Source organism: Bacillus salipaludis (genome assembly GCF_004358205.1).
Genome location: NZ_SMYO01000039.1, coordinates 1 through 12025 on the forward strand (window position 1 = coordinate 1; position 12025 = coordinate 12025).

Consider the following 12025-nt stretch of genomic DNA (forward strand, 5'->3'; position numbering starts at 1 on the left):
GGCCCGCTACCTAACTGTCTACGCTTAAAGACTAAAGTTACCTTTAGCCCTCCAAGACTCGCTACGAGCGAATGGCTAGTTCTTACTCGACGGGAATCCCACCCGTTATATGATACGACCTATGCTCGGCCGCACAAGCACCCGTTAGTTTAAGTACAATTTTTCACAAACCTGTTTATATCAATGCAATTTCTGTTCATAAAATAAGAATAATTTTTATTTTAATGACTGATTTACACTTACCTTTATGTAAGTACCTGTACTAAAAGTGCATACTTACATATTTGCAGTGTTTACTTTATTATCAATATATAATTAATATTTAAGGAGGCAAAATTTATGAAAACTCTTGTTATCGTAACACATCCTAGCATAGAAACTTCCGTCATTAATAAGCGATGGGTAGAAGAACTAAAAAAATATCCGGAAAAGTATACTGTTCACGAATTGTCTAAGGTTTACCCGGAAGGAAACATAGACGTGGAAAAAGAACAAAAACTGATTGAATCTCATGGTAATCTTGTTTTGCAGTTCCCTATATATTGGTTTAATTGTCCGCCTCTCCTTAAAAAATGGTTTGACGATGTTTTAGCTTATGGATGGGCTTATGGCTCAAATGGAGGAGATAAATTAAAGAATCGTAGAGTTGCTTTAAGTGTATCTGCAGAAATTAAAAAGGAAGATTATGGTGAAAACGGAAGATATCGGTATACACTTGAACAACTATTAGTTCCATTTGAAATGACATTCCTGTATTGCAATGCAGATTATCGTCCGTTCTTTGCGTTTTATGGAAAAGAAACTGAGCCGGGTACAAGCAAATTGGAAAAAAGCGCTATGGATTATTTGAATTTTGTTGACAACCTGTAATAGGAAAGCTTTATTAAAGTTATAACAAAGAAGTATTATCGCTTAGGAAATACTTCTTTTTAATTAAATAGCTATACCTACCGATGTACATTCTCTAAATCTGGCAAACGGTTCCTCTCTCCCCACTCACACATCATATCTAACAAGGGAATAAGGGAGCGACCACGCTCAGATAATGAGTATTCTACTTTTGGGGGTATTTGAGGGTAATCCTTGCGTATGATAAGACCATCTTTCTCTAACTCTTTTAACATAATACTTAGTGTTTTAAAGGAAACGGTACCAATACTTCGCTTTAACTCATTATGCCTTATAACCTTATTTTCAACCAGCCAATATAAAATGATCATTTTATATTTACCGCCTATTAAAGACAACGTATATCCAAATCCAGTGTCTTTTAGTTCAATTCCAGTCGGAACACAGGTTTTACACACAAGTTACACTCTCCTTTAGGTAAATATATGAATAGGCATCCTTTATAGTTATAATAAATTATTACGCAATCTTTTTGCAAAGGATGTAAACTAAATCGCTATAATGAAAAGAAAAGCAATAATTAAATGCTTATTCTACTATAGGGTGCTTATAAGGTGAAGGATTATTCGCTCGGTATGAAGCAAAAACTTGGAATTGCTCAGGCCATCATCGAAAATCAAGACGTTCTAATTCTCGATGAGCCATTTAATGCTTTAGATTATAAAACGTATAATGATATCAAGGAAATTATAAGATCACTTCAAGCTGCTGATTGAACCATTTTATTAACCAGTCATCATTTTGAAGATATTGAAGAGCTTTGCGATGAGGTGTATTTCATTGCTGACGGAAAACTAAGTCATTTAACAGATGAAGTGAAGTCAATTTATTTTTAACGATGTAATAAAGTTCTATAAAATATTATTGTAACCGTAAGCTTGGATTATAAAAATGAATTAAAATAAATTAGTTCTTCGAACAAGTAGTAGTATTTCATATAAAAACAGTAGTTGATCCTCAACAATCGTAATGAAAAAAAGTCCAATTTCTCCATTATTAATACAGAGAAATTGGGCTTTCTAGTATTGAAATTTCCTTAACGTTGTAAATACGCGATTCCTGACGCTACCCCATAAAAGGGTTCAGCCGAGATACGTGTAAAAATGGGTCATAGGCTTACTTTTTTTCCCATATCTTACGATATCCATAATGGAGTATGGAAAGAATTCGTTATTTTTTGGACCACCCATAAAAAAGATAGATTTTTAGTCAGCAATGTTGAATTAAAATTTATCAAGACCTAAATTATAAAAATCCTTAAAAATAAAGAAGAGCACATATTAGTCATATATAATATATGCTCTTCTTTTATTCAATTAAAGCACCCGATTGTGGAATATTGGAAAATATAAAAAAATCCGTAAAGATGACCTCTCAATTATTTTACTAAAGTTATTAGTACAATAAGAAAAATTTCCATCGGGTCCTATTCTTTACTATACTGTTTTTCAAATTTACGGTGATCTTAATTCCCTATTTAATCGTTTTAATATTGATCTCAAGAAGACACAAGGGTAAATAATCAAGTATAAATTGAAGAGCCACCACGTCCAGTCAAAATCTAATCGTATGATCCAAAAGACAATTGCTTGCAAACCAGAGCAAAAGGTTAGTACTAATGATATTAGTGCAAAACTACACCAAAGCATGTTTTGCTTGGAGAAAAAATAAAGGCTTAAAAATCCCGTAATGGAAATAAGCAAATCTAGAGGTAAAAATGACCAGTTCCATGCAACAAGAATTGGATGATTGTAATCTTTGAATAAATACTGCTTAGGGATTACATGAACAAGTGTTATCAACCAATAAATCAGAAACCCAACATCAGTAATAATAAAAAAATACTTTAACATCTTCATTTGCTTTGTTCCACTTTTGTTTGTATGTTGGATGATTCCTGAACTTTTCCAGTAAAGTTTAAAGTAACTACTCCGATAATAATTAATAAGATTGAAATAATCTTGACAATACTCAAACTTTCTCCAAAATACAAAAAACCGATAAGTGTAATCACAACAATTCCCATCCCTGACCAGACCGCATAAGCAATTGAAATCTCTATGTTTTTTAAAGCTAATGTTAGAAAACTAAGACTGCTAATATAAAAAACAATCATTAAAGCACTTGGAATTATTTTTGATAATCCGTTTGACAGCTTCATAGTAGTGGTACCTGCTACTTCAAAGAAGATTGCCAAACATAGAAATATCCAATACATAAGCATTTTCCCCTCCATTTCTTATTTTTTGTTTAAAATACCATACAAAAGGATTTCTATAATTGATTGAAGCATTTCTCCGATAGTGAATTGGTGTTTTAAAAGAAATTTTGGATCATAGATTTGATTAATGGCACCTAAATATAACTCTATAAATAATGGGAGGTAGATAGGTTTGATGTAGCCGTCTTCGATACCTTTTTCCATAATTAGAAGAACTCTCGACCACTCTTCTTTTAAAAATTGATCTAACTTTACCCACTGATTATAGTGATATCTTTTTAAATCAGACAATAAGCGAATGTCCATTAATTCAAATTCTGTTGGAATACAGATAAGAATCTGTTTAATCTTTTCTAATAAATCTAACTCTTCATTTTCTGCAATTTGTTTTTCTTTCTCTTTAATTTGAGAAATAAGTCTATTTATTACTTCTGTAATGAGCTCATCTTTTGAGGAAAAATGTTCATAAATTGTTCGTTTACTGACAGCTAATTGTTTTGCCAAATCACTAATGGTAAATGTAAATCCTTTTTGATGGATTTGATGAATGGTTTCGTTTATGATTCGCTCTTTCATCCCTCTACCCTCCTAACTAATGGTACCTAAATATTTTTTTTGGTACCATTATTATATAATATTAACTTTCCAAATTTCCACTATTTTCATAATGCGTTATTCAAGTATTTGGCCCTTTAAATAAAGAAAAGCACAATTCTTACTGCAGAATTGCGCCCGAATGGGGGGAATCATTGCTAAATATTATTCTAGATATGCAGCTTGTTGAACTAGAAACTAGTTTTAAATTACTTAGAAATCCATGCTATATATATACAGCAAAAAATATTAGCTGGGCTATGAAGCGACATTGCTCGCTACTTTTTCTGCGCTTTTATCATCATTAGAGATAGATTATCTCCTTATTTACATTTATTTACAACACATGACCGTTTTTGGACTTATCTCGGACTTACCCCCTATTAGCATTATAATATAATCCTATAACAGGGAGCTAACTGAAATATTGGAGATGAAATATTAAAATGAAAGTATACGTATCAGAAGAATGTATTGCTTGTCATCGATGTTATATTTATTATCCAGAGGTTTTTGCAAAGGATGAAGGAGGATATGCCAAACCAAGAACTACAGATCATATAGATAATAAATTTGAGGACATGGCTGAAGATGCAATTGAAACATGTCCTGTAGGTGTAATAAGTTTCGATTGGTAAATTAATCCATAAAACCAACTCTTTTTACGACTAAAATTGTAAACAACAGTAATAAAGGGTGAGGAATCTTTATTGCCTTTCTTCCACTCCTGCTTACGTTTGTTTAATAATAATAGGAGGTGCCGTAGCTACCTCCGTGATAAACTCAAGCCCCTTTAGCTTAAGTGTAATCCCTCACAATCTTATATTGTTTTGTTTGTTGGTAAAAACTAATTCCCTGAAATTTAAAACATTGGATATTCCCTAAGACTACATTTCTTTTATGGCTTCCTTCCAACCTTTTCTTGAATCATTTGAAATCCATATTATACCTCCTTAATTAAGAAACAGCATTTAACACCTCTGTGTTAAGTTCTTTATTCAATTATAATCCTTCTTAATGTGTGACCTGCCCGTTAGCACAAAAAGAAAAGCTGCCTAAAATGGCAGCTGGATCTTCAACTCTTGCACCCGTTACTTTAAGTGCAATCCTTCACAAACTCACAAATCGGTTGAAATAAGAAAATGGCATTACCCCGTGGTTGAAGTAATGCACTTCTTTGAAGAAACACTTAATTTTCTTACTTCTCAACCCAATACCAAATCGCTTATCTTGATCCTCCAAATCATATGATCGTGTTCTTTTTCCCAATAATCCTTTAACAAATAATTAGGGTCTCCAAATTTCTTTTTCCAGATTTTTTGTGAACTTATATATCCACTATCTAAACAAAATTCTTCTATGCCTTTACTCTGTAAAGTAAAATACATTGTATTCAATAGCAAATTCACTACCCCCATTCTTTGGTAATCCGGCCGAACAAATACAGTACCTACCTCAATTAGCTCTTTGAAAGTGTTGTTTGTACAATTACATATGAGATCACTTGCTGGGCCATATTCAATTGAACCAATAATTTTATCATCATCTAAAGCAATCAAGAAATATCGTTCCTCACCATTGCTTTCAAAATCACATTCTAAGTATTTTTCCTTATCTTTGACTTCATCATTAATATCATTCAACTTCTCGCCTAAACCTTCTTTAATAAAAGTATCAGTAATCACTATTCTAAAAAATGAATTTAACTCTTTTATGTCCTCAATTCTTGGCCTTCTTATCTCTACGTTAAGCACCCAAAACTCCTCCTCACTCCTATTCACTTCAATACCGTACTTCAATTATCCTTCTTTAAGTATCCTGTCCGTTAGCACAATTAAAACCAGTATTGCAGCAGCTATCCCATCTTTAACGTAAGCACCCGGTAGTTCAACAAGAAACTGCTCAACTATTATCATCTAAAAGGTTTAAGTCCAAAGAAACGCATATCTATTTCTGTATCAGTAAAAAATAAGGAAGAGGTGAGAGCAAGTGGAAAATGGTAATTTAAAACTTACATCTTCCGAAATAGGAACACTATGGGGGGAGTATGTAAACGGAACAATGACGGAGATAGTAAATAGGTATATGATTTCTATTCTGGAAGACGAATCAATAAAAAAGGTTTTTGAAATTGCCATTGGGACATGGGAAAAGCAAAAGAAGCAGCTTGTTTTCTTCATTGAGAAAGAGGGATTTCCAGTTCCAATTGGATTTACTGAGTCCGACCTTAATAAAAGTGTAGAGAGATTGTTTTCTGACACATTCTGCTTAAATTATTTACATATTATGACTATTCATGGTTTGTTGGGTCATACGACTGCTTTAAGTGTTTCTGTCAGAAAGGACCTACGGGAATTTTATAACTCATGTGATAATGATGCAAAAAGTATGTACGATTTAACCATTGAGTTATTGCTTGAAAAAGGAAAATTCCAAAGAGACCCCTATTTCTATCCTAACGAGAGCCCTGAATTTATTGCTACCAAAGATTTTAGTGATGGATTCTTCGGAAAAGGGAGACTTTTATCTGCTTCAGAATTAATCAGTATTTCTCTTAACATTAAAAAGAGCATTATGGCAAAAACATTATCAATCGGATTCAGTCAAGTCGCTGAATCGAAAGAAGTAAGAAAGTTTTTTGAAGAATTAGAAAAAACAGCAGATGAAAACATACAAGCACTTTCAAAAATTATGCACAAGGATAATTTGCCAGTTCCAATGTCGTGGGAATCAGAGGTTACAACGTCAAAAGACTCTCCTTTTTCAGATAAATTAATGTTGTATCATATGGGTTTCTTGGCCCAAACTGCACAAGTATATCACGGGACAGGTCTAGCTGCAGCTATGCGAACAGACCTAGGTGTAGTTTATGAAAAAGCAATTCTAAAAACATTAGCAATCACCAAAAACTGGTTTGATATTATGGTGAAAAACAAGTGGTTAGAACAACCACCACTTGCTCCCAATAGAAAAGAAATTGCAAAAGAAAAATAACTAAAAATGCCCTTCCTAATCGGTCGGGTATTTTAATTTTTAGAAAGATTATTCTTCCACTAAACTGCCCCCGTTAGTGCAATAAAAAAAGCTGCCTCAATGACAGCTTCCGCTCTTAAACTCAAGCACCCTATAGTTTAAGTACATTTGTTCACAAACTTAGCTTTATTACAGGGATGCTGCCATTTACTTCAAGAAGAAAAGCTGCCGAAAATGGCAGCTGATCTTTAACTCTTGCCCCAGTTGAAGAACAAGTTTTTTATTTTACCAGACTTCCCATTAATAATTCCTTTAACTGGTCAACACTTTTGACAATATGGGTAGGGTTAGAATTACTTAATTCTTCATAAGAACCATAACCATATGTAACTCCAATTGAATCAATACCGGTGTTATTTGCCCCAATAATATCGTGCTTTCTGTCACCAACCATAATAAAGTTATCTAGCTTTTGTTCATTGTACTTATCTAGTATGTATTGAATAATTTCAGTTTTTGATGTTCTTGTTCCATCAAGATTACTTCCTACCACAAGTTCAAAATAGTGGTCAATATTAAAATACTTTAGAATTTGTTCAGAATAAATTGTAGGTTTTGAAGTTGCGACAACCAAAGTGAATTCTTGGTCTTTTAAAGATTTTAAGAGTAATGGAATATTTGGATATAATTTATTTTCAAACATTCCTTTTTCCTTAAACCTTTTCCTATAAAAATCAATTGCTTTTTGTGTATTTCCCTCATCGAAATCATAATATTCAGCAAATGAGACTTGTAGTGGTGGACCAATAAAACATTCAAGTTTGTCAATATCTGGTTCATTAATGTCCATCTTTTGTAAGGCATATTGAACCGATTTAGTAATTCCAACTTTTGGGTCTGAAAGTGTTCCGTCTAAATCAAACAAGATAACTTTATATTTGTCCATATTAAATAAATAAACTCCTTCTTGTAGTTAATGCCAAATCAATTTTATCATATAAATTTCAAAAAAATTGAAATTCTCATTCGACAATTCTTCCATTTACTTCAAGAAGAAAAATTCGTCTGCACTTATAGTAGAAACGCACCCGTTTGTTTAAGTACAATATTTTACTAAGTAAAAAATAATAAAGTTTTAATATAAAAATAGGTATTACCGTTTTGTGAAGTAATACCCCATTACCTAATGTAGATTTTTTATTTATTAATTTCCCCTAAAACATTCACAAAGGGAGATTTAATTGCCACGAAACCCCGAATCGGTCATCTAGCCAACCAAACTTCTTACTGAAACCATAATCGCTAATTAGCAATTGTTGAACTAAACTGTCTGTCAATAATGATTCCAAGCTGTAATCCTCTTGAATCACTCAGCATTTAATTGAATATTAAATTAGCTTGAATTTCTGCAAAGTGTGAAAATTGTCGAACGGTTACTGAGTACAGTTTGTCTTCCATATTATACAATTAGGACAAGGTTTAGGTTTCCAATATCTGGAGGTTTATGATGAGAAAAATGAAAGTATTGATTCTGACGGTTGTGTTTCTTTTGACTATGGCTCTGCCAGCAATGGCGCAAAGCAATTCCCCTGTAAACAAAGGCTCTTTTCAAGGTGCTTCATTCTATGGTTCAGAAGCTACTAGCGATACCTCTGTAGGCCTTTTTACTAACTTTGAAGATAAGGATTCTTACATCCTTTATTACCAAACCTATGATTATGAAAAAGACGAATACTATTATGGCAGCGCTGTAGTTCCAGCAACCAAAGTGGTTTTTGACATTAACAAGGGGACAGCCAAAGTGAATCAGACAGTAGAAGTAAATAAAGTTGATCTTACTCGCGATGAAGAAGGAAATTGCACTGGCGATGAATCGTCGAATTAATGAACTTTCGCTTGAAGAACAAAACGCTAGGTTAGAGGCACAAATTAACCTTTTGAAGGCTGAGAATGAACTTTTAAAAAAGATTCGTATGGCAGAAAGGGGGCTGATAAAGTAAAAGTCCCAGCTAGCCAGAAATTCATTCTGATTGACTCAGTTATTGAAAAGTTCCATCTAAAACATATGGTGAAATACCTTTGTAAGATATCTGGTGTTTCACGTAGTGGTTATTATAACTATTTCTCACAGAAGTCTAGGGACCAAAGAAAACGCAAAGGTGAAAAGGATGCAGCGGCAAAGGAATTGATTTTAAAAGCTTTTCACTTTAAAGGTCGTATGAAAGGGGCACGTCAAATCAAAATGACATTGGCGGGTCAATTTCAGTGTGTCTACAATTTGAAACGAATCCGAAGAATTATGAAAAAACACGGTATCATCTGCCCTATTAGAAAATCAAATCCATACAAAAGAATGATGAAAGCAACACAAGAACATCGTGTAGTGCCAAACCTGTTAAACCGTCAATTTAAGCAGGAGATTCCTGGCAAAATACTACTTACCGATATCACTAATCTAAATTATCAGAATGGACAAAGAGCTTACTTATCAGTTATTAAGGACGGATCAACGGGGCAAATCCTGGCTAAACATATATCAGACCGTATCACTATGGAACTGGCCACTAACACTTTACACAAGCTAAAGAAAAATCGAAACTTTAAGAAAGCAAAAGATGCCTTGATCCATTCAGACCAAGGGACTCACTATACCCACCCTGATTTCCAAAAGCTCGTCAAGAAACTAGGGATACGTCAGTCCATGTCCAGACGGGGGAACTGTTGGGACAACGCACCAATAGAATCATTCTTTGGTCACCTTAAAGACGAGGCCAAAATAAAGTCATGTAAAACTTTAGATGAACTAAAACGAGAAATAAACAAGTATATTACTTACTATAATTATAACAGGTATCAATGGAACCTAAAAAAGATGACCCCTGTTCAATACAGAGATCATCTTCTTCAAGCTGCCTGACCTTTTTTTAAAATGTCCTTTACAAAGGGTACACATTAATCATTAACCGACCTTTTATTTTGTCGATAGTCTCACAAATTCGTCCTTTGAATTTACCTGCCCATTTAAAATAAGGTTGCCTCTATCGATCCCATCTTTAACTCTTGCACCCGTTACTTTAAGTGAAACATTTCACAATCTTTTTTTTGGAAATTTACCTAAAAAAGCTGAATTAATTAATAGAAAAATAAAAGGACTCTCTTTTTAAAAGTCTTAATGCATGTACCTCTTTGTATTAATCTAATCTTCTCGGTTCGCATCACCGTCATTAGCTTCATCGGCTCCTTCGCCGAGATTGTTACCCATCACTCCACCTGTAATTGCTCCTACTACAGTACCAATCGGACCGTAAGCAAGACCCACGGTAGCACCAGAGACAGCACCAACAACAGTACCTACAGCCTCACCAGCATCGTTATCGACTCGATTGCGTTCGTTTTTATCAGCCATTCATTTCACTCCTTATTAAAAAATGGGCAGTGCTTTTCCAGTACAATCCCTTAACATATTTTGTCCTAGAAAGACAGAATTACACGATGAATAATTTACTCCCTTAAATATCCTAACCGACAAGACAATAACAAAAATGTCACAAATTTTGCAACCATTGCACCCTTTAGTTTAACAAGAAACTGCTCAACTATTATCAACTAAAAGGTTTAAGTCCAAGGAAACGCATAACTATTTCTGAGTCAGTAAAAAATACGGAAGAGGTGAGAACATATGGAAAATGATAATTTAAAACTTACGTCTTCCGAAATTGGAACACTATGGGGGGAGTATATAAACGGAACGATGACCGAGATAGTAAATAAATATATGATTTCTATTTTGGAAGACGAAGAGGTGAAAAATGTTTTTGAAATTGCCATTGAGACATGGGAAAAGCAAAAGAAGCAGCTTGTTTCCTTCATGGAGAAAGATGGTTTTCCAGTTCCGAATGGATTTACTGAGTCCGATCTTAATAAGGGTGCAAAGAGATTGTTTTCTGACACATTGTGCTTAAATTATTTACATATAATGACGATACATGGTTTGTTGGGTCATACCACTGCTTTAAGTGTTTCTGTCAGAAAGGACCTACGTGAATTTTACAATTCATGTGATAATGATGCAAAAAGGATGTACGATTTAACCATTGAGTTATTGCTTAAAAAAGGAAAATTCCAACGAGATCCCTATTTCTATCCTAAAGAGAACCCTGAATATATTTCCACCAAAGATTTTACTGATGGATTCTTCGGAAAAGGGAGACTTTTATCTGCTACAGAAATAATCAGTATTTCTCTTAATATTAAAAAAAGCATTATGGCAAAAACTCTTTCAATCGGGTTCAGTCAAGTCGCTGAATCGGAAGAAATAAGAACGTTTTTTGAGGAAATAGGAAAAAAGGCAGATGAAAACATACAAGCCCTTGCAAGTATTTTGCACAAGGATAATTTGCCCATTCCAATGTCGTGGGAATCAGAGGTTACAACGTCACAGGACTCTCCTTTTTCAGATAAATTAATGTTGTATCATATGGGTTTCTTGGGTCAAACTGCACAAGTATATTACGGTACAGGTCTAGCAGGAGCCATGCGAACAGACCTAGCTGTCGTTTATGAAAAGACAATTCTAAAAACATTAACATTGACAAAAAGTTGGTTCGATATTATGGTGGAAAACAAATGGTTAGAACAGCCACCACTTGCTCCCAATAGAAAAGAACTTGCACAAGATAAATAAGATATACCCCTCATTAGTGAGGGGTACACTTTTAATTAACTTTTTAATTTAAGGGATAATTTCAACATAAAGTAGTTATTTCCTTCTTAAGCTAATCTGCCCGATAGTTTAAGAACAACATTTCACAATCTTTCTGGTAGAAAAAGAAAAGGGCGACCTTCTTGTTGGAGAATCGCACTCGTGACTAAAAGCAGAAAAATTTTAAATACCCGAATTGACTAAATGCGAGAATAATCCTACCAAACCTATAACAATTGCAATGCTTAATAAAGCAATCGTATATTTCTTTCTAATCAGATTAAATATCGAAACTATAACACCAAGAGATAGAAGTACAACAGTTGAAACAATGTCTTTAGCAAAATACATATAATTTAGTACCCCTAAAATCACCAAAATCAAAGGCAACAAATTTATGAAAAACTTCATTCTATATCCCCCCAATCTCTCTCCTTATAATAACATAATTATCCAAATGTCAATTAAACCTTCTTAAAGTAGTCGAGTAGAAGGGAGCCTTTCTACCTTCCGGTAGATTGTACTCCTCCCCCTCACAGAACCGTGCTTGCACTATTAATGCACACGGCTCCTCCTAGTTATCGTTTACAGACTGTAGCTAATCTCTTTTCTTAGATTCAGATTTT

General features: G+C 33.8%; 14 protein-coding genes and 2 pseudogenes. 7 read left to right on the forward strand and 9 right to left on the reverse strand.

The window, feature by feature from the left end; all coding sequences use genetic code 11:
* Positions 1 to 339 precede the first annotated feature (339 nt).
* The gene (locus E2K98_RS28860) at positions 340 to 870 is read left to right on the forward strand and encodes an NAD(P)H-dependent oxidoreductase (RefSeq protein ID WP_133340283.1); all 531 of its coding nucleotides are present in this window, start codon (positions 340 to 342) and stop codon (positions 868 to 870) included.
* Positions 871 to 947: 77 nt separating this feature from the next.
* On the opposite strand, the gene E2K98_RS28865 is transcribed toward E2K98_RS28860, so the two are convergent.
* A complete protein-coding gene (locus E2K98_RS28865; RefSeq protein ID WP_133340285.1) occupies positions 948 to 1307 on the reverse strand; it encodes a winged helix-turn-helix transcriptional regulator in 360 nt (119 codons plus the stop codon).
* A 156-nt stretch (positions 1308 to 1463) separates the two neighbouring features.
* Between E2K98_RS28865 and E2K98_RS32470 the strand changes: the two genes are divergently transcribed.
* Positions 1464 to 1625, forward strand: coding sequence for an ATP-binding cassette domain-containing protein (locus E2K98_RS32470; RefSeq protein ID WP_372512609.1), 162 nt, complete (start codon positions 1464 to 1466; stop codon positions 1623 to 1625).
* 738 nt (positions 1626 to 2363) lie between these two features.
* Here E2K98_RS32470 and E2K98_RS28875 read toward each other — a convergent pair.
* The 3 genes from E2K98_RS28875 to E2K98_RS28885 are packed head-to-tail and all read right to left on the reverse strand — an operon-like array spanning position 2364 to position 3706.
* On the reverse strand, positions 2364 to 2768 hold the full coding sequence (locus E2K98_RS28875) for a DUF5360 family protein (protein WP_133340287.1): 405 nt from the start codon (positions 2766 to 2768) through the stop codon (positions 2364 to 2366).
* Positions 2765 to 3127: a DMT family transporter gene (locus E2K98_RS28880; RefSeq protein ID WP_133340309.1), complete on the reverse strand. Its 363-nt coding sequence runs from the start codon at positions 3125 to 3127 to the stop codon at positions 2765 to 2767. Before E2K98_RS28880 ends, E2K98_RS28875 begins: the two co-directional genes overlap by 4 nt.
* 21 nt (positions 3128 to 3148) lie before the next feature.
* Positions 3149 to 3706: a TetR/AcrR family transcriptional regulator gene (locus E2K98_RS28885; RefSeq protein ID WP_133340289.1), complete on the reverse strand. Its 558-nt coding sequence runs from the start codon at positions 3704 to 3706 to the stop codon at positions 3149 to 3151.
* A gap of 464 nt (positions 3707 to 4170) precedes the next feature.
* Between E2K98_RS28885 and E2K98_RS28890 the strand changes: the two genes are divergently transcribed.
* Positions 4171 to 4362 carry a ferredoxin gene (locus tag E2K98_RS28890; protein WP_133340291.1) on the forward strand — a complete coding sequence of 64 codons (192 nt, stop codon included), beginning with the start codon at positions 4171 to 4173 and terminating at the stop codon, positions 4360 to 4362.
* A 567-nt stretch (positions 4363 to 4929) separates the two neighbouring features.
* Here E2K98_RS28890 and E2K98_RS28895 read toward each other — a convergent pair.
* Positions 4930 to 5478 carry a GNAT family N-acetyltransferase gene (locus E2K98_RS28895; RefSeq protein ID WP_133340293.1) on the reverse strand — a complete coding sequence of 183 codons (549 nt, stop codon included), beginning with the start codon at positions 5476 to 5478 and terminating at the stop codon, positions 4930 to 4932.
* A 235-nt stretch (positions 5479 to 5713) separates the two neighbouring features.
* Here E2K98_RS28895 and E2K98_RS28900 point away from each other — a divergent pair, with 235 nt between their 5' ends.
* A complete protein-coding gene (locus E2K98_RS28900; protein WP_133340295.1) occupies positions 5714 to 6718 on the forward strand; it encodes a DUF3231 family protein in 1005 nt (334 codons plus the stop codon).
* A 259-nt stretch (positions 6719 to 6977) separates the two neighbouring features.
* Here the strand turns inward: E2K98_RS28900 and E2K98_RS28905 are convergent, their stop codons facing one another.
* Together E2K98_RS28905 and E2K98_RS31895 are read right to left on the reverse strand one after the other, a co-directional pair.
* Complete coding sequence (locus tag E2K98_RS28905) at positions 6978 to 7643, reverse strand: HAD family hydrolase (protein WP_133340297.1); 666 nt, start codon at positions 7641 to 7643, stop codon at positions 6978 to 6980.
* A 277-nt stretch (positions 7644 to 7920) separates the two neighbouring features.
* Positions 7921 to 8028: pseudogene (locus tag E2K98_RS31895) on the reverse strand (VOC family protein); the annotation flags it as partial.
* A 176-nt stretch (positions 8029 to 8204) separates the two neighbouring features.
* Between E2K98_RS31895 and E2K98_RS28915 the strand changes: the two are divergent.
* Together E2K98_RS28915 and E2K98_RS28920 are read left to right on the forward strand one after the other, a co-directional pair.
* The gene (locus tag E2K98_RS28915) at positions 8205 to 8582 is read left to right on the forward strand and encodes a hypothetical protein (RefSeq protein WP_133340301.1); all 378 of its coding nucleotides are present in this window, start codon (positions 8205 to 8207) and stop codon (positions 8580 to 8582) included.
* A pseudogene (locus E2K98_RS28920) lies at positions 8575 to 9614 on the forward strand (IS3 family transposase); the annotation flags it as partial. The gene E2K98_RS28915 and the pseudogene E2K98_RS28920, both read left to right, overlap by 8 nt.
* 279 nt (positions 9615 to 9893) lie before the next feature.
* Here the strand turns inward: E2K98_RS28920 and E2K98_RS28925 are convergent.
* Positions 9894 to 10103, reverse strand: a complete 210-nt coding sequence (locus E2K98_RS28925; protein WP_133340303.1) for a glycine zipper 2TM domain-containing protein — start codon at positions 10101 to 10103, stop codon at positions 9894 to 9896.
* Positions 10104 to 10376: 273 nt separating this feature from the next.
* On the opposite strand from E2K98_RS28925, the gene E2K98_RS28930 reads away from it, so the two are divergent.
* Positions 10377 to 11381 carry a DUF3231 family protein gene (locus E2K98_RS28930; RefSeq protein ID WP_133340305.1) on the forward strand — a complete coding sequence of 335 codons (1005 nt, stop codon included), beginning with the start codon at positions 10377 to 10379 and terminating at the stop codon, positions 11379 to 11381.
* Positions 11382 to 11582: 201 nt separating this feature from the next.
* Here E2K98_RS28930 and E2K98_RS28935 read toward each other — a convergent pair whose 3' ends face one another.
* The gene (locus E2K98_RS28935) at positions 11583 to 11810 is read right to left on the reverse strand and encodes a hypothetical protein (RefSeq protein ID WP_133340307.1); all 228 of its coding nucleotides are present in this window, start codon (positions 11808 to 11810) and stop codon (positions 11583 to 11585) included.
* Positions 11811 to 12025 lie beyond the last annotated feature (215 nt).

What these genes read in the sequence shown, in the direction of transcription:
- E2K98_RS28860 (WP_133340283.1), top strand. Translation starts at nt 340, where the DNA reads ATGAAAACTCTTGTTATCGTAACACATCCTAGCATAGAAACTTCCGTC.
- E2K98_RS28875 (WP_133340287.1), bottom strand. Translation starts at nt 2,768, where the DNA reads ATGAAGATGTTAAAGTATTTTTTTATTATTACTGATGTTGGGTTTCTG.
- E2K98_RS28880 (WP_133340309.1), bottom strand. Translation starts at nt 3,127, where the DNA reads ATGTATTGGATATTTCTATGTTTGGCAATCTTCTTTGAAGTAGCAGGT.
- E2K98_RS28885 (WP_133340289.1), bottom strand. Translation starts at nt 3,706, where the DNA reads ATGAAAGAGCGAATCATAAACGAAACCATTCATCAAATCCATCAAAAA.
- E2K98_RS28890 (WP_133340291.1), top strand. Translation starts at nt 4,171, where the DNA reads ATGAAAGTATACGTATCAGAAGAATGTATTGCTTGTCATCGATGTTAT.
- E2K98_RS28905 (WP_133340297.1), bottom strand. Translation starts at nt 7,643, where the DNA reads ATGGACAAATATAAAGTTATCTTGTTTGATTTAGACGGAACACTTTCA.
- E2K98_RS28915 (WP_133340301.1), top strand. Translation starts at nt 8,205, where the DNA reads ATGAGAAAAATGAAAGTATTGATTCTGACGGTTGTGTTTCTTTTGACT.
- E2K98_RS28925 (WP_133340303.1), bottom strand. Translation starts at nt 10,103, where the DNA reads ATGGCTGATAAAAACGAACGCAATCGAGTCGATAACGATGCTGGTGAG.
- E2K98_RS28930 (WP_133340305.1), top strand. Translation starts at nt 10,377, where the DNA reads ATGGAAAATGATAATTTAAAACTTACGTCTTCCGAAATTGGAACACTA.
- E2K98_RS28935 (WP_133340307.1), bottom strand. Translation starts at nt 11,810, where the DNA reads ATGAAGTTTTTCATAAATTTGTTGCCTTTGATTTTGGTGATTTTAGGG.